The organism is Ramlibacter sp. AN1015, from assembly GCF_037726105.1.
In the GTDB taxonomy this organism is placed as follows: domain Bacteria; phylum Pseudomonadota; class Gammaproteobacteria; order Burkholderiales; family Burkholderiaceae_C; genus Ramlibacter.
The window spans coordinates 256,314-276,124 of sequence record NZ_JBBJUM010000004.1 but is presented as its reverse complement, the minus strand read 5'-3'; the positions used below and the strand labels follow the sequence as shown (position 1 = coordinate 276,124).

Here is a 19,811-nt window from a genome sequence, read left to right as displayed (position 1 = left end):
TCGGGCGCCTACTGCAGTTCGGGAAACTGCTTAACGATCTCGTCGCGGGTGACGCGGGGGAACCACTCTGCGTACATGTAGCTGTAGCCTTCGTTCTGCCACTTCGCGAGGTCGATCACGGCGGCCGGGGCGACCGTCACCACATCGTAGAACTCGTCGGGCTTGTAGCCGCGCGAACGGGCCGCATTGCTGCACACCCGGATGGTCACGCCGGCATCGGCCAGCGCCTTCAACTCCTCGTACATCCCGGGGTAGGCGGCGCGGTTCAGCCGCGAGAAGGCATGCAGCTCGTTGCCATGGGCCACGATCACGAGATGGGAGTTCTTCGGGTCGCCGTACTCCTTGATCGCCTTCAGGTGGTTCTTGATGTAGCCGAAGGCAGTCTTCGCCTCCATGGGCTTGGCGAAGTTGAAGTCGTACACCGCCTTCTGCGCCTTGTAGGGCGTGGGGTCGAAGCGGGAGGGGTCGGCCGGGCCGGCGGTCGCGCCGGCGGCACAGAAGGCCGCGAGGGCCAGTGGCAATGCGTGCAGGTACTTCATCTTCGTCTCCTTGTCGTTCACATCGATCGCTGGCGCGCCGGCATCGCACGATGCCCGGCAGGGCCCGAGGCGTTGTAGCACAGCATGACGCATCTGCCGGGCCGTGCCGGTCGGCAGCCTTTCAACTTGTTTCGCTGTCGGGCTGGCCGGCAGCCGCCACCGGCACGCAGCGCATGCGGACAATACCTTTCAATCGGAACCCGCAGCCCATGTGGAAGCTCATCGCAACTGCCGGCGCGACGCTGCTCGGCGTGCTCGCATACGCCAACCTCACCGCCGGTGAGAAGCGCATCCAGCGCAGCATCACCAACCGCTACTCCATCGACAGCGACGATTTCCGGCGCGCTCTGGGGGTGCTGCTGGGTCCGGAGGTGACCGAGGGCAACACGGTGCGCCTGCTGCGCAACGGCGACGAGATCTTCCCGGCCATGCTCGACGCCATCGGCGGCGCACGCGAAACGATCTGCTTCGAAACCTTCATCTACTGGTCGGGCTCCATCGGCCAGCGCTTCGCCGATGCCCTCTGCGAGCGCGCGCGAGCCGGGGTACGGGTGCACGTGCTGCTCGACTGGCTCGGCAGCCAGCGCATGTCGCGGCGCCTGTTGCACAAGATGCAGGCGTGCGGGGTGGTCGTGCAGCGCTACCACCGCCCGAGCATCTTCCAGCTGCGCCACATGAACCACCGCACCCACCGCAAGCTGCTGGTGATCGACGGGCGCATCGGCTTCACCGGCGGCGTGGGCATCGCGGACACCTGGCTGGGCCATGCGCAGGATCCGCAGCACTGGCGCGATTCGCACTTCCGCGTGGAGGGGCCGGCGGTCGCGCAGATCCAGGCCGTGTTCCTGGACAACTGGATCAAGGCCACCGGCGAGGTCCTGCATGGCAGCCCCTACTTTCCCCCACTGGAGCGCGTGGGCTCGCAGTCTGCCCAGATGTTCGGCAGTTCGGCGGCCGGCGGCAGCGCCAGCATGCACCTGCTGTACCTGCTCGCGATCACCGCGGCGCGCGAGCGCATCGTGCTGTCCAGTGCCTACTTCGTGCCCGGGCCACTCGCCGTCAAGGCGCTGGTGGACGCCGCCGAGCGAGGCGTGGACATCCGCATCCTCGTGCCGGGCAGGCACATCGACGTGAGCACGATCCGCAAGGCGTCGCGCTCGCTGTGGCCACCGCTGCTGAAGGCAGGCATCGCCATCGCGGAGTACCAGCCCACCATGTTTCACTGCAAGGTACTGGTGATCGACGACTGCTTCGTCTCCATCGGTTCGACCAATTTCGACAACCGCTCCTTCCAGCTCAACGACGAGGCGAACCTCAATGTGCTCGACGCGGATTTCGCCCGCGAGCAGGTCCGCGTCTTCGAGGAAGACTGGCAGCGCGGGCGACGCGTTCGCCGCCGCGACCTCAAGCGCGACTGGCTGCGCTGGCAGGTGGAGCGCCTGGTGGGAACCATGCGGCCCCAGCTCTGAGGGGGCCTGTCGGGGCGACAGCATGTCCCGGCCTGCGCTCAGGCGGGCCCGAACATGTTCCGTCGGATGTGTTCCAGGTGCTGCTGCATCAGGCGGCGCGCGAGCTGCGCGTCCCGCGCCCGCACCGCATCGACGATGCGCACGTGCTCGTCGAAATGCTTCTTTTTGAGGGCATCGGTCAGGGTGCGGCGCTTGAGCTCACCCCAAGGAGCTTCCAGGCGCACCGCGCCGATCAGCGCATACACCGCCACGCACAGCGGATTGCGCGACGCGGCGGCGAAGCAGCGGTGCAGCATGTCGTCCCAATGCTCGAACGCTTCCAGCGTCGCAGCGCTGCGCGCCTGCCGCAGGCAGTCGTCCATCGCGTCGAGCTCGGACTGGCTCGCGCGACTGACGGTCAGCTCCATCACCATCGGCTCGAGCATCAGGCGCAGCTCCATCACGTCCGCCGGGCTCGTGAGGCGCGCGACGGTGGCGAGGTCGGCGGCATGGGCGGCGGCCTGCGCGGCGGGACCGTCTCGCAGCGCGCCGAGCGGGCCGCCAGACCGCAGCACCGCAGCGGCCGGTCCTCGCACGAAGGTGCCGCGGCCGACCTCGCGGCCGATCAGCCCCTGGCTCTCGAGCTCGCCGAGCACGCGGCGCACGGTGCCACGTCCGCCACCGAACATGGCCACCAGCTCGCGTTCGGTCGGCAGCCGGTCACCGGCCTTGAGCTGGCCCGATCCGATGCGGCCGACCACGTGCCGATGCAGCGCCGTGCCGGCCTCGCGGGCGCGCTGGCGGACGTTCATCGGCGGTGCGGGGCGGCTCATGGCGCGATTCTAGGCAGCGGAAGCGACATTGGTCCGGTTTTGGTCGCGACCATCGGGTTCCCCCCAGGGTATGACCTGATGGAGGCTCCTGGATTGGTCTTCTTATGATCTGCCATTGGTCCGGCCGATGGGGCTGCCGACCGACACCCACCGACACAAGACAAGGAGACATGCAATGCAGATGAAGCAATGGGTCCGCGCGGCCCTGGGATGCGCCACGGCGCTCGCCATCGCCAGCGCTTCGGCGCAGACCTATCCGGACCGTCCCATCACCATGGTGGTGCCCTTCACGCCCGGCGGCGTGTCCGACGTGACGGCGCGTCCGCTCGCCATCGGCATGTCGGCCAACCTCGGCCAGAGCATCGTGATCGAGAACAAGGGCGGCGCCGGTGGCGCCATCGGCATGACGGCCGCGGCCAAGGCCAAGCCCGACGGCTACACCCTGCTGATGGCGCTGCCCAGCATGATCACCATCCCCATCTCCGACCGCATCAGCGGCCGCGCCGCTACCTTCCAGATGGACCAGTTCCGGCCCGTCGCGCGCCTCACGGCCGACCCCACCGTGCTGGCGGTGCGGGCCGAAAGCCCGTGGAACAGCCTCGAGGACTTCGTGCGCGACGTGCGCAAGAACCCGGGCAAGATCTCCTACAGCTCGTCTGGCATCTACGGCACCACGCACGTCGCCATGGAGATCCTGGCGCACGCGGCCGGCCTGCAGATGATCCACGTGCCCTTCAGCGGCGGCGGCCAGCAGATCACCGCCCTGCTCGCCGGCCAGGTGGACGCCACCATGCAGACCCCCGGCGCCATCGCCGCGCACATCGCCAGCGGCAAGTTCAAGGTGCTCACGGCCATGAGCGAAAAGCGGGTGCCCTCGCTGCCCCAGGTGCCCACCTCGCGCGAGGCGGGGTACGGCGGCGAGTTCTACCTGTGGACCGGTGTGTTCGTCCCCGCGGCTACGCCCGACCCGATCGTCGAGCGGCTGCGCAGCTCGATCAAGGAAGCCTCGGCGCACACCGCCTTCACCACGGCCATGGCCGCCCAGAAGACCCCCATCCAGTACATGGACGCGGACGAGTTCGCGCGCTTCCTGGTCGAGGACACCAAGCGCTTCGAGACCGTGCTGGGCAAGATGGGCAAGATCCAGTAAAGACGCCCCGAACGTTCATCCAGGCACCGGACTGCTCCTATGAAAATCGTGAATATCGAAGTCGGCGGCGTGCGGCGCGTCGGCCTGCTCGACGGCGAATGCGTGGTCGATGTGCTCGCCGTGCACGAGGCCCAGCCCCTGCTGCCCACCGCGCTGCTGCCGGCGCTGGGCAGCACCGTCACCGTGATCCAGCACTGGGACGCGCTGCGGCCGCTCTTCGAGCAGGCCATCGAGCGCAGCCGCACCAACCCGGCGGGCCGCATCCGCACCGCCGATGCCCGGATGGTCGCGCCGATGGTGCCGTCCACCATCCTGTGCTCGGGCAGCAACTACCTGAGCCACAACCAGGAAAAGGCCAACGCCGACACCAGCGGCAAGGAGCCGGAGTTCTTCGTCAAGACCGGTGACTGCGTGGTCGGCAGCGGCGAGCCCATCGTGCTGGACCGCGTGCTCACCTCCAAGCTCGATGGGGAGGTGGAACTCGCCGTCGTGATCGGCAAACCCGGCCGCCACATCCCCGTCGATCGGGCCCTCGATCACGTGTTCGGCTACACCATCGTCAACGACGTCACGGCCCGCGACCGGCAGGTGCGCCGCCGCCCCGACGGAAGCTACTGGTACGAGCTGGGCCGCGGCAAGTTCTTCGACACCGCCGCGCCCCTGGGCCCGTGCATCGCCACGCGCGACGACATACCGGACCCGCAGAACATCATGGTGCGCTCCTGGGTCAATGGCGACCTGCGCCAGATCAGCAGCACCTCGCAGATGATCTGGACGGTGGCCCAGCTGGTGCACTTCTTCTCGATCAACGTCACGCTGCGCCCCGGCATGGTCATCATCACCGGCACCCCCAGCGGCACCGCCTGGTCGTGCGACGAGGAACTCGGCGGCAAGTGGGCCGGCACCGACGGCATGGTGCGCGCGACCGGCTACCTCAAGGACGGCGACCGCATCGTCTGCGAGGTCGAGGGCATCGGCAGGCTGGAAAACCCCGTCGTCGAGCACGCCGCGTAGCACCCCGCTCGACCTGGAGACGCCACCAAAGCACAAGCCGCCGGAAGGCGGCTTGTGCTTTTCCGACCGCCTGCGGCTGCACTGAATGCCTGCGTCGCGCGCTACGGGTAATCCCCGCTGACACCGCCGCACGATGCCGGCAATGTTTGATCAAATATCGGCCATCAACCGCAGCCACCCGCAGCCGCCCGCAGCCGCCCGCAGCCAATCGCCACCACCCGCAGCCCACCTCTTCGAGGCCGACATCCGCTCCCCCCACGACCTGATCGACGACCGCCCTGACGACGGCGTGTTCCGCGTGCACCGCGACGTGTTCCGCGACCCGGAGGTCTTCGCGCACGAGATGCGCAGCTTCTTCGCCGCGGGCTGGGCCTTCGTGGGCCACGCCTCCCAGTTGCCGCAGCCCCACGACTTCCTGTGCGTCGAGCTGGCTGGCCAGCCGCTGGTGCTGATGCGCGACGCCGCGGGTCGCCTGCACTGCGTGCACAACTCCTGCCGCCACAAAGGGGCCCGGGTGGTGCATCACCGCCGTGGCAACCGGCGCACCCATGTGTGCCACTACCACGGCTGGAGCTACGGCAGCGACGGCGCCAACATCGCCATCAAGGGCAAGGCCGAGGGCGACTACACGCCGGCCTTCGATGCGGAGAGCCACGATCTCGCTGCGGTGGCGCGCTTCGGCGAGTACCGCGGCTTCCTGTTCGCCAGCCTCGATGCCGACGTGCCGCCGCTGGATGCGTGGCTCGGCGATGCGCGCGTCTTCATCGACCTGGCAGTGGATGCAGCCGAGCACGGCCTGGAGCTCGTGCCGGGCGCCGTCTCGTACACCTACCGTGGCAACTGGAAGTTGCAGCTGGAGAACTCCACCGACGCCTACCACTTCTCATCGACGCACCCCTCGTACCTGCGCCTGCTCGAGCGGCGCTCGCGCATGCCGCAGCGCACGGACGTCGAGGCTGCCATCTGGCAGGCCGGCAAGAAGCAGCAGGAGATGATGGGATCGTTCGGCTTTGCCAACGGCCACGCGCTGGTCTGGACCACCACGCCGCAAGAGAACCACCCGCTCTATCCGCTGCTGCCGGCGCTGCGCGAGCGCTTCGGGGAGCGCCGCGCCGACTGGATGCTGCGCACGCGCCAGCTCAACATCTTTCCCAACCTGCAGATCGCGTCCAACGCCGCCCTGCAGATGCGGGTGATCCGGCCCGTGGCGGTGGACTGCACGGAGATCACGTCCTACTGCCTCGCGCCGGTGGGCGAAGCCGCGCCGCAGCGGCGCCAGCGGCTGCGCCAGTACGAGGACTTCTTCAACCCCAGCGGCCTGGCCACGCCGGACGACACGGTCACCTACGAGGATTGCCAGCGCGGCTTCGCGAGCGGCGACATCGAATGGCAGCAGGGGTACGCGCGCGGCATGGGCCGCCTCGTCTGGGGCGCCGACGCGCACGCCGCCGAGCTGGGCATCCGGCCGACGACCTCGGTGTCGGGGAGCTTCGAGATGAGCGACGAAACCATCTTCCACGCGCTGTACCGCCACTGGGCCGCGCGCCTGCGCAAGGCCGCAGCATGACGCCGCCCGCCGAGACCGTGCTCGCCGCACAGGCGCTGGTGCACCGCGAGGCGCTGTATCTCGACGCGCAGCGCTGGGACGACTGGCTGGCGCTGTTTACCGAAGACGTGCGCTTCTGGATGCCCGCCTGGACCGACGAGCACACGCTTGCCCGCTCGCCCGACAGCGAACTCTCCCTGATCTACATCGCCGCGCGCGCCGGGCTCGAAGACCGCGTCTGGCGGGTGCGCTCGCAGCTTTCGGTGGCATCGACGCCCCTGCCCCGCACCTGCCACCAGGTCACCAATTCGGTGGTCGAGGCCACCGGCGACGCCGACACGCTCACCGTGCACTCCAGCTGGAGCTGCCACCTGCTGCGCCTGAAGGACCGCACGCAGCACGTCTTCTTCGGCCGCTACGAACACCTGCTGCGGCGTGTCGAGGACGACTGGCGCATCGCGGGCAAGACCATCGTGCTGCACAACGACGTGATCCCGACCATGCTGGATTTCTACTGTGTCTGAGCGCAGCGGACCGTCCCTGCGCAGCGCCCGGCCGACCGCGCTCGGGGCGCCTCCCGAGGCCCTGCAGGCCCTGGAGGCGCTGCAGCCCATCGTGCGCCAGCCGGTGAACGAAGCCGTCTACCAGGCCTTGCGCAACAAGCTGATGCACGGTGAATACCGCGCCGGCCAGGTGCTGGGCATCCAGTACCTCGCCGACGCCCTGGGAACCAGCACCATGCCCGTGCGCGAGGCGCTGCGCCGCCTGGTGGCCCAGAACGGCCTGGAGCCCCTGCCCAACGGAACGACCCGGGTGCCGCTGACCACCCGCGCCCGCCTCAACGACGTGCACCGCGCACGCGTGCTGATAGAGGGCACGGTCACCGAGTGGGCGGGCCCGCGCCTGCCTGCCGAAGCGCTCGACCGGCTGGAGCGCCTCGCCTGCCAGATCACCGACGACCGGCGCAGCCGCGAAGGGGTGGCAGCGAGCCTGGAGAAGAACCGCATCTTTCACTTCACCATCTACGGCGCCGCCGACTCGCCCGTGATGATGGCGGCCATCGAAAGCCTGTGGCTGCAGTCGGGCGCGTACCTGCGCGCCACGCGCGAGCTGCTGCACAGCGACGAAGGCCCGGCCGACCGGCTGCACGAGGCGACGGTCGCCGCCATGCGCCGCGGCGACTTCGCGCGGGCCCGCGCCTGCATCGAACAGGACATCGGCTGGGTATTCGAGCGGCTGCATCCAGACGAGTGAAGCCCTGGCGACCCGACGCCGCGGACCCTGCGGCGCACCAAGACAACGAGGAAGACGACGAAGATGAAACTGGGATTCTGCGGATTGGGATTGATGGGGGCGCCCATGGTGCGGCGCCTGCTGCAGGCCGGGCACGAGGTCCAGGTCTGGAACCGTTCGGCGCACAAGGCGGCCCCGCTGGTCGATGCCGGGGCACGGCTCGTCGCGACGCCGCGCGAGGCCGCCACCGGAGTCGATGGCGTGCTGATGTGCCTGTTCGATGCCGCCGCCGCCGACGCGGTGGTGTTCGGGCCGGACGGGGTGGCGCAGGCACCGGGACTGCGCTGGGTGGTGGACCACTCCAGCATCTCGCCCGAGGCCACCCGCCGCCTCGCGTCGCGGCTGGCCGAGGCGCCGGGCGCCGACTGGATCGATGCGCCGGTGTCCGGCGGCGTGGGCGGCGTGGAGGCCGGCACCCTCGCCGTCATGGCCGGCGGCGAGGCGCGTCATCTGCAGCAGGCGAGCGAGGCCATGCGTGCCTATGCCGGCAACATCACGCACATGGGCGGCTGCGGCGCAGGCCAGGCCACCAAGCTGTGCAACCAGACCATCGTCGCCACCACGGTGGTGGCGGTCGCCGAGGCCTTGTCCTTTGCCGAGCGCAACGGCATCGACGCGCGCAAGCTGGCCGCAGCGCTGGCTGGCGGCTGGGCCGATTCCAAGCCGCTGCAGGTGTTCGCGCCGCGCATGAACGAGGCGCAGCCCAGCATCATCGGGGCGCTCTCCACCATGCTCAAGGATGTCGATACCGTGATCGACACCGCCCGCCAGAGCGGCGCCCCCATGCCGCTCACGGCCAACGTGCAGCAGGTGCTGCGCATGGCCGCCGCGCTGGGCCTGGCCGAAGCCGAGCTGTCGGCGGTCATCAGCGTGCTGCTGCCCGAGCGCCGCGCGTCCTTCCTGCGCCAGGTGGGCGGCTGACACATGGCCCTGCAGCTCGCAGCCAACCTCAGTTGGCTCTACCCTGAACTCCCCTGGTCCGAACGGTTCGAGGCTGCCGCGCGCGACGGATTTCGCGGCGCCGAGATCCTGATGCCCTACGAGCAGCCGCCGGGGTGGTACGCCGAGCGGCTGCGCGAAAACGGCCTCTCGCTGGTGCTGATCAACACCCCCGTGGCCGACGGCGCGGGACGCCTGGGCTGGGCCGCCGTGCCCGGTGCCGAGCGCGCCTTCGAAGAGGCCTTCGACCGCGCCCGCGCCGTTGCCCTGGCCACCGGCTGCCGCGCGATCCATGTCATGGCCGGCCACATCGCCGGGCTGCCGCCGCAGGACTGCGCCGCCACGCTGCGCCGCAACCTGGCCCACGCCCTCGCGCTGGCAGAGGCCGACGACCTCGTGCTGATGCTGGAGGCGCTCAACCGGCAGGACATGCCGGGCTACTGCTATTGGCTGCCGCAGCAGGTGATCGACGTGCTGCGCGAGTTCGGCACGCCCCGGCTGCGGCTGCAGTTCGACTTCTATCACTGCATGCGCGAAGCGCTCGATCCGCTGGCCGCGGTGCAGGACTGCGCTCCCTGGATCGGCCACGCCCAGATCGCCGGCGCCGACGGGCGCCACGAACCCGACCTGCACCAGCCGCACCTCGAGGACGCCGTGGCGGCCCTGGCCGAACTCGGCTGCACGCGGTGGCTGGGGTGCGAGTACGCCCCACGCGCCGGCGCTGCCGATGGCCTGAAATGGGCCGAGCCGCTGCGCGCGCGCGGAGTGCTCGCATGAAGCGGGTGTTGCTGACCGGCGCCGGCGGCTACGTCGGGCGCGCGCTTGCCGGCATGCTGCTCGCGCGCCTGCGCGCCGGCGAGATCGACGCGCTCACGCTGCTCGATCTCTCCCTGCCGCCGCTGCCCACGCTGCGAGGGCTGCGCTGCCTGGAGGGCGACCTTGGCGACGCCTCGCTCCTCGATGCCGCGCTCACGCCGCAGCCCGACACCGTCTTCCACCTGGCCGGCATCACCAGCCGCCTGGCCGAAGAGGATTTCGCCACCGGGTTGCGGGTCAACGTGGGGCACAGCGTCGCGCTGTTCGAAGCGCTGCGCACGCGCGGCTGCCATCCGGTGCTGGTCTTTGCCAGTTCCATCGGCGTTTTCGGAACGCCCCTGCCGCAATCCATCGACGACGACACGCCGCCGGCGCCGACGCTCAGCTACGGGGCGCAGAAGCGCGCCGTCGAAATTCTCCTGGCCGACTACAGCCGCCGCGGCTGGATCGACGGCCGGTCGCCGCGCCTGTCGGGCGTGGTCGCCCGCCCTTCGCAGGCGCAGGGCGCCTTGTCCTCGTTTGCCAGCGAGCTCATTCGCGCGCCGGCCGAGGGCCGCGCCATGACGTGTCCGATCGGGCCCGACGGCACCATGTGGCTGCTGTCGCTTTCCGCCTGCGTCGGGCACCTGCTGCGCGCTGCGGAGGTCGATGCCGCGCTGCTGCCCGGGCAGCGGGCCTTCAATCTGCCGGCACTGCGCGCAAGCGCGGGCGAGGTCGTGGCCGCCCTCGCCCGCCGCTTCGGCGGCGGCGTCGAGCGGCTGGTGAGATTCGATCCCCAGCCGGCGCTGCAGGCGCAGTTCGCCGCGTGGCCTCCGCTGACCAGTACCGTGGCCGAACGCCTCGGCATGCGGCACGATGGCACCCTCGACACCTTGATCGAGCGCGCGCTGCAACCCTGCCCGCTCTCCTCACCCATCTTCCAACCCTGAGAGGACCCTCGCGATGACATTGAAATGGACCACCCCCCTCCTGGGCCTGTGCCTCGGCGCCGCCATGCTGGCCACCGCGCCGGCGCGGGCGCAGGCGCAGAAGCCGGTGGAGCTGACCTTCTCGGCCTGGATTCCGCACACCCACGTGCTGGTCGCGAATTTCATGATCCCCTGGGGCAAGGAGGTCGAGCAGGCGACCGAAGGCCGCGTCAAGGTCAACTTCCTGCCCAAGCCGGTGACCAACCCGGTGGGCCACCTCGACGCCGTGCGCAACGGCCTGGTCGATCTCGCCTTCATCTCGCACTCGTACTACCCCGGTCGCTTCGACCTGATGAAGTTCGCGATCCTGCCCTTTTCGGGGCAGTCGGCCGAATCGACCTCGGTGGCCAGCTGGCGCATCTACGACAAGTACCTGCGTGAAGCGGGCGAGCACCGCGGCGTGAAGCTGCTGGGCCTTTACGGCCATGGCCCGGGCGCGGTGTTCACCACCGACAAGAAAGTGCAGAAGGTCGAGGACTTCGACGGGCTGAAGCTGCGCATCGGCGGCGGCATCCAGGCCGACCTCGCCCGCGCGCTCGGCTTCAACGCCGTGGTCAAGCCGGCTCCCGAGTCGTATGAGCTCATGAGCACCGGCGTCGTCGACGGCGTGCTGTTCCCGCCGGAGTCGGTGGCCTCGTTCCGCCTCGACGGCGTGGTCAAGAACGCCACGCTGTTCCCGGGCGGCCTGTACGCCGACCTGCACGGCATCGTCATGAACGAGCGTGCTTTCCAGCGCCTGTCGCCCAAGGACCAGGCGATCCTGCTCAAGCTGTCTGGCGAGCACATCGCGCGCATGGGCGGCAAGGCCTGGGGCGACGCCGACGTCGCGGCGCTGCAAAGCCTCAAGAGCAAGAACGTCGCCTTCCACCAGGCGAGCGACGCCCTGGTCTCCGGCGTGCGCGCGCGCACCGCGGAGTTCGAGAAGTCGTGGCTCGAAGCGGCCAAGGCCAAGGGCATCGACGGCCCCAAGCTGCTCGCCGATTACCGCGCCGAGTTGCGCAAGCTCGAAGGCACGAAGCAGTAAACCCCGGCGCCCGCAGCCTCCTGCCCGGCGCGCACGGTGCGCCGGGCCCACCGGGCGCCTCGCGCGCCTGGCCCATCTCCATATCGCATGACATCCGTCCTTCTGTTCTTGCGGGCCGCGCTCAAGCGCCTTGCCGAGGCCTGCATGGCAGCCCTCGCCCTCCTCACGCTGGCAGACGTCCTGGGGCGCTACGTGTTCAACGTGTCGGTCGTCGGCGCGGTGGAACTCACCGAAATCCTCATGGTGGGCGTGATCTTCTCCGGCGTCGTGCTCGCCACGCTGGGTCGCGAGCACGTTGCCGTGGACCTGCTGCCCATGCCGTTCGGCGCAACCGGGCAGCGGGTGCTGGCGGTGCTCACCCACGTTCTGGCTGCCGGCGTGAGCGTGCTGCTGGCAGCCACCAGCTGGGAGCAGGCGCGTTCGGCCCTGGAGTACGCGGACCAGACGCAGATGCTGCGCCTGCCGCTGGCGCCGGTGGTCTTCTTCATGAGCGCGATGCTGTTCGTGAACGCGCTGGTGCAGATCGCCATGCTGTGGGTTGGGCCGTCGCCGGGCGCTGCACCGGGATCGGCACCTGCTTCTGCAACCGACCCGGCGGAGCGCGCATGACCGAAGCCCTCGTCGGTTTCGCGGCCATGCTGGCCCTGATCTTCCTGCGCGTGCCGATCGCTTTTGCCATGGCCCTGGTGGGCCTGCTGGGGCTGGCCTGGATGCGCGACTTCTCGGCGGCCTTCGCCATGGTGGGCGCGGTGGTGCGCGAGAGCGGCTTCCAGTACCTGCTCTCGGTGGTGCCGCTGTTCATCCTCATGGGAAACTTCATCACCCAGGCGCGGCTGTCGCGCGAGCTCTATGCAGCCGCCTACGCGTTCCTGGGGCACCGCCGCGGCGGGCTCGCCATGTCGACGGTCGTGGCCTGCGGAGGCTTCGGCGCGGTGTGCGGCTCCAGCCTGGCCACGGCCGCCACCATGTCCAAGGTGGCCTACCCCGAGATGCGCAAGCTGGGCTACAGCGACGCACTGGCCTCCGGCTCCATCGCCGCGGGCGGCACGCTCGGCATCCTGATTCCGCCCTCGGTGGTGATGGTGGTCTACGCCATCCTCACGCAGCAAAGCATCGGCAAGATGTTCGCGGCCGGGATCCTGCCGGGGCTGGTCGCCATCGGGTTCTACCTGCTCGCCGTACGCTGGACCATCTGGCGCAATCCGGCCGCCGGACCGCCCGGCGAGCGCCACACCTGGCGCCAGCGCGGAGCCGCGCTGCGCGAGGTGTGGGGCGTGCTGGTGCTGTTCGTCGTGGTGATGGGCGGCATCTATGGCGGCGTCTTCAGTTCCACCGAGGCCGCAGGCATCGGCGCGTGCGGCGCCTTCCTGTTCGCGCTGCTGCGCGGACGGCTTGACCGCAAGGTGCTGTCGGACGTGCTGGTGGAGTCGGCCCGCACCACCGGCATGCTGTTCCTGGTGCTGATCGGCGCCCTCACCTTCGCCAATTTCATCAACTTCACCACGCTGCCCGGGGACCTGCAGGACGCGGTACGCCAGTTCGACGTCCACCCCATGCTGGTCATCGTGGCGATCTGCGCCATCTACGTGGTGCTCGGCTGCGTGCTCGAGAGCATGTCCATGATCCTGCTCACCGTGCCGCTGTTCTATCCGCTGGTGCAGTTCCTGGGCTACGACCTGATCTGGTTCGGCATCCTGGTGGTAGTGGTCACCGAGCTCAGCTTCATCACCCCGCCGGTGGGGCTGAACGTGATGATCCTCAAGAGCCTGTTGCCGGGCCTGTCCATGGGCACGCTGTTCCAGGGCGTCCGGCCGTTCCTGGTGGCCGACCTGCTGCGGCTGGCGCTTCTGATCGCCTTTCCGTCCATCAGCCTGCTGCTGCCGCGTTTCATCGGTTGACGGAGCTTGAAATGATCATCGACCAGAGAACCTACACCATCCAGATTGGCTTGATGCGCGACTTCCTCGCGCTGTATGCGGCCGAGGGCCTCGCCGTCCAGACCGAGCACCTGGGGCCGCCCCTGGGCTACTACACCACCGAGGTCGGCGACGTGAACCAGGTGGTGCACCTGTGGCGATACACGGACATGGCCGACCGCGAGCGGCGCCGCGCCGCACTCGAAGCCGACCCCCGCTGGCTCGCCTATCGGCGCAAGGCCGCCGCGGCCGGCCAGGTGCTGCGCCAGTGCAACGCCATCTTGCGCGCCGTCGATTTCGCGGCGCTCGCACCTCGTCCTGCCGCTTGAGCGCAGCCGGACCCCGGCTCGCCGGCGTCACGCCAGGGCGACGAGCGCGCGGGCGAGCGCCAGCAGGTCCCAGCGGGGCAGCAGGTGGTCCACCGCGGAGGCCGAGAGCGACACCCCGGTCAGCACCAGGAAACCCGCGGCGACCCATCCGAGCGCGCGCCGGGACAGCGCAGGCGTGCGCCCGGCCATCCAGCGCGTGACGGCAAACACGACCGGCACGGCCAGCACGCTGAGCCAGGCCGAGCGCAGGGTGAAGCCGCCGCTTGCGCCGACCAGCACCAGCCGCGTCGCGGCATTGCTCGCAAAGACCAGCATCAGGCAGCGGCGGATGGTTTCCATCTCGAAGGGCTGCCGGTACATGTGGAACACCATCGGCGGCCCCGATGTGGCGAACATCCCGCCCAGCACGCCGGCGAAGAAGCCGGCGCAGGCGAACGCGCGGGGTGGTGAAGGCTGCGCCATCCGCCGGCGGTGCATCACCAGCACCGACGCACTGGCGACCACCGACAGGCCGAGCAGCAGCCGCAGCCACTCGGTCGCGTTCGCGCTGAGCCAGGCGAGCGAGGCGACACCCAGCCCCACCCCGAAGAAGCTGCTCACCAGCGCCGGGCGCATCAACGCCCACGGCGCCTCGGCCTTGTGCGAGCGGAAGTACACCAGCGCGTTCACCAGGGTGAGCACCGTGGCCGCATTGGCGGCTTCGGCCACCGGCACCAACTCGAACAAGGCCACCAGACCGAGCAGGATGAGGCCCAGGGCGAAGCCGGTGAGGTTCTGCACCACGGTGGCGAGCACGACACAGGCGATGAACGCCACATAGCCTGCGAGAGAGGCTTCCGAATACATCAGGTTATGCATGGTTTGCTGCGCATCTGCGAGAGTCGCAAGCGCGGTGCAAGCGCCGCCGTAGCCGGCGCGCGCGATGGAAAGAACGAAATGGCGAAGCTGCCTCGGTGTCCGGCGACGCGCCACGCTCGTCGCGCTCATCGCGGGTGCTGCACCCCGGACACGCCACGCGTGCGCCCGCAACGGATGCACCAACCGTGCAGCGCTGCCGAGGCACCGCCGCCGGGATCAGTGCATGGGCGGCGGCGCACCGGGCGTCGCAGGCACCAGGCCCGCGCCGCTCAGGCGGCGCTCGGCAAGGGCTGGCCGGCGAAGAAGGCGACGAGATTATCCAGCACCCGCTGCCCCATGGCCTGCCGGGTCTGGTGGGTGGCGCTGGCGATGTGCGGCACCAGGACCACGTTGTCCAGGCTCCACAGCGCAGGCGGCACGCGCGGCTCGTTCTCGAACACGTCCAGCGCCGCGCCGGCGATCTGCCGCTCCTGCAGTGCGCGCACCAGCGCGGCCTCGTCGATCACGCTGCCGCGCGAGACGTTGACCAGGAAGCCCTCGGGGCCGAGCGCTTCGAGCACGCGGGCATCGATGAGATGGAAGGTCTCGCGTCCGCCGGCGGTGATGACCACCAGGAAATCGCACCAGCGCGCGAGCTCCAGCAGGTCGGGCTCATACGTCCATTCCACGCCCTCGACGGCCCTGCGGGCGTGATAGCGGATGTCCATGTCGAAGCCACCCGCGCGGCGCGCGATGGTACGGCCGATGCGGCCCAGGCCGACGATGCCCAGGCGGGCTCCGCTGACCTGCCGTCCGAGGGCAAGCTCCTCAGGGCGCTCCCAGCGCCCCGCGCGCACGAAGCGGTCGCCCTCCGGGATGCGCCGGCACACGGCGAGCAGCAGTCCCATGGCAAGGTCGGCTACGCAGTCGTTGAGCACGTCGGGCGTGTAGCCGACAGGGATGCCACGCGCGGCGGCCGCGGGCAGGTCGAGCCGGTCGAGGCCGACGCCGAAGCTGGAAATCACGCGCAGGCGCGGCAGCGCCTCGATCAGCGCGGCGGGCACACCCGCGCCGGCGGAGGTGACGAGTCCGTCGAACTCGGAGCCGCGCGCCGCGAGGAAGGCGTCGCGCTCGGGGCCGGCCGCGGGCAGCAGGTGGACGGTGTAGCGCCGGGCGAGCTCGCGCTCGAGCCACGGCAGCAGGGGCATGGTTTGGAGAAGGTTCGGGCGATCGGTCATGGTTCGGCTCGGCAGCGCAGAGGTCGTCGCAGGCGGCGTTCAGAAAAAACAGTGCCCGCGTCGATGCGGTTGATTGTGGCAGCGGGCTCTCTCGATTTCGCGCGGTTGCGGCGGACCGCGTGCCGCTGGCCCTCGCCCCGCGTCTTGCGCAGCGGCGGGTGGCAGTGCAGGCGGTGTCGAGTGCGCGTCACCCGCACCTGCTGCTGGAAAGCCTCAGCGGCAGCGGCGCCTGCGGCGCCGCTTTGGGTGCCCACCAAGGGTGACGCCCTCACTCCTTCTGCGCGAGTCCGAGCGAATTGGCCAGCTTGCCGTACGCCTCGGCCTGACCCTGCACGAACTTGGCGAACTCCGCGCCGCTGCGATACACCAGCGGCGTCTCGAACTTGTCGGCCTGGGCGCGGTACTCCTGGGTGTGGGTGGCTTTCTGGCAAGCCTGTTCCAGCGTCTTCGCGACATCGGCCGGCAGGCCCTTGGGCGCGATGACGCCGCCCCACACGCTGGCCGGCATGACCTCGAAGCCGGCTTCCGCCATGGTCGGCACCTGCGGGTAGGCCTCCAGGCGCTTGTCGGCGAACACGGCCAGCGGGCGCAGGTTGTAGCGCTTGGCGATGGTGGGCGTCTCGTTGAACAGCATCACCTGCTTGCCCAGCAGGCCGGTGACCATCTCGCCAGTGCTCTTGAAGGGCACGTGCAGCCCCTCGCCGCCGACCTTGTCCATCAGCATGGCCATCGAGAGGTGCAGGATGGTGCCGTTGCCGGACGATCCGTAGGCCAGCTTGCCGGGGTTGGCCTTGGCGAACTCCACCACATCCTTGGCCGACTTGAACTGCGAATCGGCGGGAACCATCATCATGAGCGGCACGGCGTAGGTGCCGCAGATGTGGTCGAAGTCCGCGTGGGTGTAGCCGGTCTTGCGCAGCGCGGGCTGCAGCACCTCCGGGCCGATCACCGACAGGCCGACGGTATAGCCGTCGGGCTTGGCGCGCTGCAGCTGCTGCATGCCGATGGCGCCGCCGGCGCCGGCCTTGTTGTCGATCACCACGCTGCCGTTCAGCGCCGCCGCCAGCGGCTGCTGCAGGGCGCGCGCCATGATGTCCGAGGTGCCGCCGGGGCCGAAGGGCACGATGAGCGTGACGGGGCGCGAGGGAAACGGCTGCGCGAAGGCGGTGCCGGCGCAGGCGCATGCGAGCAGCGAGGCGGCGATGGTCTTGAGGGCGATACGGCGTTGGGCCATGGGAAGTCTCCTGTGGGTGGATAGGCGAAGGGAACCGGTGGACGACGCACGGCGGCCGGGGCCACCCTGCGAGCGGGAATGCAAAGGGTCAGTAGACGGTGCTCTCGAAGCCCTTGGCGAGGTTGGGCCGCAGGGCCTCGATGAATGCCGTGGCCTGGCGCATCATCATTCCCATGTCGGAAGCGACCGCCACGAACGAGTAGCCCAGCGACACGAAGCTCGACACCATCTCCGGCGTCGGGCCGACGATGCCGCAGGGGATGCCCACCTTGCGGCAGCGCGCCGCGACATCGCGGATGGCGTCCTGCACCTGCGGCGCGGCGATGTTGCCGATGTGGCCCATGCTGGCCGACAGGTCGCCCGGGCCCAGGAAGAGCGCATCCACGCCGGGCACGGCGGCGATCTCTTCGAGGGCCGCGATGGCCTTGGGCGTTTCGAGCTGGATGATGGTGAACACCGAATCGTTGGCCCGCCGCGGGTAGTCCTTGGCCGTGCCGTAACCACTCGCGCGGTGCACGGCGGCAAAGCCGCGGATGCCCTCGGGCGGGTACTTCGCATACGAGACCGCGCGCCGCGCGTCGTCGGCAGAATCGACGAAGGGCACCATCACCGTCTGCGCGCCCATGTCGAGCGCGCGCTTGAACAGCACGGGCTCGTTGGCCGCGAGGCGCGTAACGGCAGCGGCATTGGTGCCGGCGACGGCCTGCAGGATGCCGAGCGCCTCGCGCTCGTCGATGGGGACGTGCTCGAGGTCGAGCAGCAGCCAGTCGAATCCGGCGCGGCCCATGGCCTCCGCGGTGCTGGCCGTGCCCGACATGAGCCAGGTGCCGAGTGGAGCGACCGACTGCTTCAGGCGTTCGCGGAAGGGGTTGATCAGGATGTCTGCGGGAGCGGGCATGGGCGTGTTCTCGTGCGGGTTCAGTAGATTGGGGGTTCGGGTGTCGGCGCGTTGCCGGCGAGGGTCGCGAAGTCGCAGCCCTGGTCGGCCTGGGCGACCTGCTGCTGGTAGATGCGTGTCCAGCCGCGGGCGTACGGCTGCTGCGGCGGCGTCCAGGCGGCCCGGCGCTCGGCCCACTCGGCTTCGCTGAGCTGCACGTCGAGACGGCGCTCGCCAATGTCCAGCGTGATCAGGTCGCCAGTGCGCACCAGCGCGAGCGGCCCGCCGATGGCGGATTCCGGCGCGACGTGCAGGACGCAGGTGCCGTAATGCGTGCCGCTCATGCGAGCGTCCGAAATGCGCAGCATGTCGCGCACGCCCTGCTTCAGCAGCTTCTTGGGAATGGGCAGGTTGCCCCACTCCGGCATCCCCGGCCCGCCCACAGGGCCGCCGTTGCGAAGCACCAGCACGGTGTTCTCGTCGGCGTCCAGGTCCGGGTCGTTCACGGCTGCCAGCATCTCGGCGTTGGAGTCGAACACCAGTGCGCGGCCGGTATGCCGCAGCAGCGAGGGCGTGGCCGCCGACGGCTTGAGCACCGCACCGTCGGGACACAGGTTGCCGCGCACCACCGCCAGCGCCATGGAAGCCTCGGGGCAATCCGCCGGCGCAACGATCAGCGGCGCGGCCGGATCGCGGATCACTTCGTCGTCGCTGCAGACGTGGCCCGCGATGTTCTCGCCCAGGCTGCGGCCGGTCACGGTGCCGGCGCCGAGGTCGAGCACGTGGGCGATTTTGTTCAACAGCGCCGGCACGCCGCCTGCGTAGTGGAAGTCCTCCATCAGGCGGTTGCCCGACGGGAACAGGTTGGCGATCACGGGGACGCGCTGGGCCATGGCGTCGAAGTCGTCCAGGCCCAGCGGGATGCCGGCGCGGCCCGCCATCGCCGGCAGGTGCACCGCGGCATTTGTCGATCCGCCCAGCGCCATCCACGTGGCGAGGCCGTTGAGGAAGGACGCGCGCGTGATGAAGCGCGAAGGCTTGAGGTCTTCCCACACCATTTCCACCACCCGCTTGCCGCAGGCCCAGGCCATGCGCGTGTGCCCCGCGTCCATCGCCGGGATGCTGGTCGAGCCCGGCAGCGCCAGGCCCATCGCCTCGACGATCGAGGTCATGGTGCTGGCCGTGCCCATGGTGTTGCAGGTGCCCGGGGCACGGGTCATCCGGCCCTCGAGCGCGATCCACTCGGGCTGGTCGATGGTGCCGATGCTGTACTGCTCCCAGTACTTCTTGGTGTGCGTGCCGGCCCCCACGGCCTGGCCCTTGTAGCGATCGTTGAGCATGGGCCCGGCGGGAAGGAACAGCGCGGGAATGTCCATGGACAGCGCGCCCATGACCAGACCCGGCGTCGTCTTGTCGCAGCCGCCCATCAACACCACGCCGTCCAGCGGCAGGCTGCGCAGCAGCTCCTCGGCCTCGATGGCCAGGAAGTTGCGGTAGATCATGGTGGTCGGCTTGACCATCACTTCACCCAGACTCAGGGCGGGCAGCTCGAAGGGATAGCCGCCCGCCTGCAGCACCCCGCGCTTGACGGCCTGCACCCGCTCGCGCAGGTGCGCGTGGCAGGGTGAGAGTTCGCTCCACGTGTTGATGATGCCGACGACCGGCCGGTCCATGAACTCCTCGCGCGCCAGGCCCTGCTGCTGCAGGCGCTGGCGGTGTGCGAAGCCCCGGATGTCGTCGCTCGCCAGCCATCGCTGGCTGCGCAGCTCGGCGAGGTTTTTTCTGTGCGGTGCGTTCATGCGGTGTCCCT

The 19,811-nt window shown here is 69.7% G+C and carries 20 protein-coding genes; 13 read left to right on the top strand and 7 right to left on the bottom strand.

Features of this window, described 5'->3' with window-relative positions; genetic code table 11:
- Window positions 1-8: 8 nt before the first annotated feature.
- Window positions 9-539, bottom strand: a complete 531-nt coding sequence (locus tag WG922_RS08870; RefSeq protein ID WP_340282147.1) for a DsrE family protein — start codon at window positions 537-539, stop codon at window positions 9-11.
- Between the two features lie 209 nt (window positions 540-748).
- Between WG922_RS08870 and WG922_RS08865 the strand changes: the two genes are divergently transcribed.
- Window positions 749-2,008 carry a phospholipase D-like domain-containing protein gene (locus tag WG922_RS08865; protein WP_340282146.1) on the top strand — a complete coding sequence of 420 codons (1,260 nt, stop codon included), beginning with the start codon at window positions 749-751 and terminating at the stop codon, window positions 2,006-2,008.
- Between the two features lie 38 nt (window positions 2,009-2,046).
- Here WG922_RS08865 and WG922_RS08860 read toward each other — a convergent pair whose 3' ends face one another.
- On the bottom strand, window positions 2,047-2,820 hold the full coding sequence (locus tag WG922_RS08860; protein WP_340282145.1) for a FadR/GntR family transcriptional regulator: 774 nt from the start codon (window positions 2,818-2,820) through the stop codon (window positions 2,047-2,049).
- A gap of 175 nt (window positions 2,821-2,995) precedes the next feature.
- Between WG922_RS08860 and WG922_RS08855 the strand changes: the two genes are divergently transcribed.
- The 12 genes from WG922_RS08855 (at window position 2,996) to WG922_RS08800 (ending at window position 13,815) form a co-directional block, all read left to right on the top strand.
- Window positions 2,996-3,970, top strand: a complete 975-nt coding sequence (locus tag WG922_RS08855; RefSeq protein WP_340282143.1) for a Bug family tripartite tricarboxylate transporter substrate binding protein — start codon at window positions 2,996-2,998, stop codon at window positions 3,968-3,970.
- Window positions 3,971-4,009: 39 nt separating this feature from the next.
- Complete coding sequence (locus WG922_RS08850) at window positions 4,010-4,984, top strand: fumarylacetoacetate hydrolase family protein (RefSeq protein WP_340282141.1); 975 nt, start codon at window positions 4,010-4,012, stop codon at window positions 4,982-4,984.
- Between the two features lie 142 nt (window positions 4,985-5,126).
- Window positions 5,127-6,551, top strand: a complete 1,425-nt coding sequence (locus WG922_RS08845; RefSeq protein ID WP_340282140.1) for an aromatic ring-hydroxylating oxygenase subunit alpha — start codon at window positions 5,127-5,129, stop codon at window positions 6,549-6,551.
- On the top strand, window positions 6,548-7,054 hold the full coding sequence (locus WG922_RS08840) for an aromatic-ring-hydroxylating dioxygenase subunit beta (RefSeq protein ID WP_340282139.1): 507 nt from the start codon (window positions 6,548-6,550) through the stop codon (window positions 7,052-7,054). The genes WG922_RS08845 and WG922_RS08840 overlap by 4 nt, the downstream gene beginning before the upstream one ends.
- The gene (locus WG922_RS08835; RefSeq protein WP_445322807.1) at window positions 7,047-7,784 is read left to right on the top strand and encodes a GntR family transcriptional regulator; all 738 of its coding nucleotides are present in this window, start codon (window positions 7,047-7,049) and stop codon (window positions 7,782-7,784) included. Before WG922_RS08840 ends, WG922_RS08835 begins: the two co-directional genes overlap by 8 nt.
- Window positions 7,785-7,847: 63 nt before the next feature.
- On the top strand, window positions 7,848-8,744 hold the full coding sequence (locus WG922_RS08830; RefSeq protein ID WP_340282137.1) for an NAD(P)-dependent oxidoreductase: 897 nt from the start codon (window positions 7,848-7,850) through the stop codon (window positions 8,742-8,744).
- Between the two features lie 3 nt (window positions 8,745-8,747).
- Complete coding sequence (locus WG922_RS08825) at window positions 8,748-9,539, top strand: hydroxypyruvate isomerase family protein (protein WP_340282136.1); 792 nt, start codon at window positions 8,748-8,750, stop codon at window positions 9,537-9,539.
- A complete protein-coding gene (locus WG922_RS08820) occupies window positions 9,536-10,507 on the top strand; it encodes an NAD-dependent epimerase/dehydratase family protein (protein WP_340282135.1) in 972 nt (323 codons plus the stop codon). The genes WG922_RS08825 and WG922_RS08820 overlap by 4 nt, the downstream gene beginning before the upstream one ends.
- A gap of 13 nt (window positions 10,508-10,520) precedes the next feature.
- Complete coding sequence (locus tag WG922_RS08815) at window positions 10,521-11,570, top strand: TRAP transporter substrate-binding protein (protein WP_340282134.1); 1,050 nt, start codon at window positions 10,521-10,523, stop codon at window positions 11,568-11,570.
- Window positions 11,571-11,657: 87 nt separating this feature from the next.
- Window positions 11,658-12,179, top strand: coding sequence for a TRAP transporter small permease (locus WG922_RS08810; RefSeq protein WP_340282133.1), 522 nt, complete (start codon window positions 11,658-11,660; stop codon window positions 12,177-12,179).
- Window positions 12,176-13,468, top strand: coding sequence for a TRAP transporter large permease (locus WG922_RS08805; protein ID WP_340282131.1), 1,293 nt, complete (start codon window positions 12,176-12,178; stop codon window positions 13,466-13,468). Before WG922_RS08810 ends, WG922_RS08805 begins: the two co-directional genes overlap by 4 nt.
- 11 nt (window positions 13,469-13,479) lie before the next feature.
- Window positions 13,480-13,815 (top strand): NIPSNAP family protein, encoded by a 336-nt coding sequence (locus WG922_RS08800; protein WP_340282129.1) that lies wholly within the window; start codon window positions 13,480-13,482, stop codon window positions 13,813-13,815.
- A gap of 27 nt (window positions 13,816-13,842) precedes the next feature.
- On the opposite strand, the gene WG922_RS08795 is transcribed toward WG922_RS08800, so the two are convergent.
- The 5 genes from WG922_RS08795 to WG922_RS08775 all read right to left on the bottom strand — a co-directional run bounded on the left by WG922_RS08795 (window position 13,843) and on the right by WG922_RS08775 (window position 19,800).
- Window positions 13,843-14,673, bottom strand: a complete 831-nt coding sequence (locus WG922_RS08795) for a sulfite exporter TauE/SafE family protein (RefSeq protein ID WP_340282128.1) — start codon at window positions 14,671-14,673, stop codon at window positions 13,843-13,845.
- Between the two features lie 269 nt (window positions 14,674-14,942).
- Window positions 14,943-15,860 (bottom strand): 2-hydroxyacid dehydrogenase, encoded by a 918-nt coding sequence (locus tag WG922_RS08790; protein ID WP_340282127.1) that lies wholly within the window; start codon window positions 15,858-15,860, stop codon window positions 14,943-14,945.
- A 298-nt stretch (window positions 15,861-16,158) separates the two neighbouring features.
- Window positions 16,159-17,124, bottom strand: a complete 966-nt coding sequence (locus WG922_RS08785; RefSeq protein WP_340282126.1) for a tripartite tricarboxylate transporter substrate binding protein — start codon at window positions 17,122-17,124, stop codon at window positions 16,159-16,161.
- 88 nt (window positions 17,125-17,212) lie between these two features.
- Window positions 17,213-18,022 (bottom strand): HpcH/HpaI aldolase family protein, encoded by an 810-nt coding sequence (locus tag WG922_RS08780; protein WP_340282125.1) that lies wholly within the window; start codon window positions 18,020-18,022, stop codon window positions 17,213-17,215.
- Window positions 18,023-18,042: 20 nt separating this feature from the next.
- Entirely contained in the window at window positions 18,043-19,800 is a 1,758-nt protein-coding gene (locus WG922_RS08775; RefSeq protein ID WP_340282124.1) for an IlvD/Edd family dehydratase, read from the bottom strand.
- Window positions 19,801-19,811: the final 11 nt, after the last annotated feature.

What these genes read in the sequence shown, in the direction of transcription:
- WG922_RS08850 (WP_340282141.1), top strand. Translation starts at nt 4,010, where the DNA reads ATGAAAATCGTGAATATCGAAGTCGGCGGCGTGCGGCGCGTCGGCCTG.
- WG922_RS08800 (WP_340282129.1), top strand. Translation starts at nt 13,480, where the DNA reads ATGATCATCGACCAGAGAACCTACACCATCCAGATTGGCTTGATGCGC.
- WG922_RS08805 (WP_340282131.1), top strand. Translation starts at nt 12,176, where the DNA reads ATGACCGAAGCCCTCGTCGGTTTCGCGGCCATGCTGGCCCTGATCTTC.
- WG922_RS08865 (WP_340282146.1), top strand. Translation starts at nt 749, where the DNA reads ATGTGGAAGCTCATCGCAACTGCCGGCGCGACGCTGCTCGGCGTGCTC.
- WG922_RS08820 (WP_340282135.1), top strand. Translation starts at nt 9,536, where the DNA reads ATGAAGCGGGTGTTGCTGACCGGCGCCGGCGGCTACGTCGGGCGCGCG.
- WG922_RS08815 (WP_340282134.1), top strand. Translation starts at nt 10,521, where the DNA reads ATGACATTGAAATGGACCACCCCCCTCCTGGGCCTGTGCCTCGGCGCC.
- WG922_RS08780 (WP_340282125.1), bottom strand. Translation starts at nt 18,022, where the DNA reads ATGCCCGCTCCCGCAGACATCCTGATCAACCCCTTCCGCGAACGCCTG.
- WG922_RS08830 (WP_340282137.1), top strand. Translation starts at nt 7,848, where the DNA reads ATGAAACTGGGATTCTGCGGATTGGGATTGATGGGGGCGCCCATGGTG.
- WG922_RS08855 (WP_340282143.1), top strand. Translation starts at nt 2,996, where the DNA reads ATGCAGATGAAGCAATGGGTCCGCGCGGCCCTGGGATGCGCCACGGCG.
- WG922_RS08845 (WP_340282140.1), top strand. Translation starts at nt 5,127, where the DNA reads ATGTTTGATCAAATATCGGCCATCAACCGCAGCCACCCGCAGCCGCCC.
- WG922_RS08795 (WP_340282128.1), bottom strand. Translation starts at nt 14,673, where the DNA reads ATGCATAACCTGATGTATTCGGAAGCCTCTCTCGCAGGCTATGTGGCG.
- WG922_RS08840 (WP_340282139.1), top strand. Translation starts at nt 6,548, where the DNA reads ATGACGCCGCCCGCCGAGACCGTGCTCGCCGCACAGGCGCTGGTGCAC.
- WG922_RS08775 (WP_340282124.1), bottom strand. Translation starts at nt 19,800, where the DNA reads ATGAACGCACCGCACAGAAAAAACCTCGCCGAGCTGCGCAGCCAGCGA.
- WG922_RS08825 (WP_340282136.1), top strand. Translation starts at nt 8,748, where the DNA reads ATGGCCCTGCAGCTCGCAGCCAACCTCAGTTGGCTCTACCCTGAACTC.
- WG922_RS08785 (WP_340282126.1), bottom strand. Translation starts at nt 17,124, where the DNA reads ATGGCCCAACGCCGTATCGCCCTCAAGACCATCGCCGCCTCGCTGCTC.
- WG922_RS08790 (WP_340282127.1), bottom strand. Translation starts at nt 15,860, where the DNA reads ATGCCCCTGCTGCCGTGGCTCGAGCGCGAGCTCGCCCGGCGCTACACC.
- WG922_RS08810 (WP_340282133.1), top strand. Translation starts at nt 11,658, where the DNA reads ATGACATCCGTCCTTCTGTTCTTGCGGGCCGCGCTCAAGCGCCTTGCC.
- WG922_RS08870 (WP_340282147.1), bottom strand. Translation starts at nt 539, where the DNA reads ATGAAGTACCTGCACGCATTGCCACTGGCCCTCGCGGCCTTCTGTGCC.
- WG922_RS08860 (WP_340282145.1), bottom strand. Translation starts at nt 2,820, where the DNA reads ATGAGCCGCCCCGCACCGCCGATGAACGTCCGCCAGCGCGCCCGCGAG.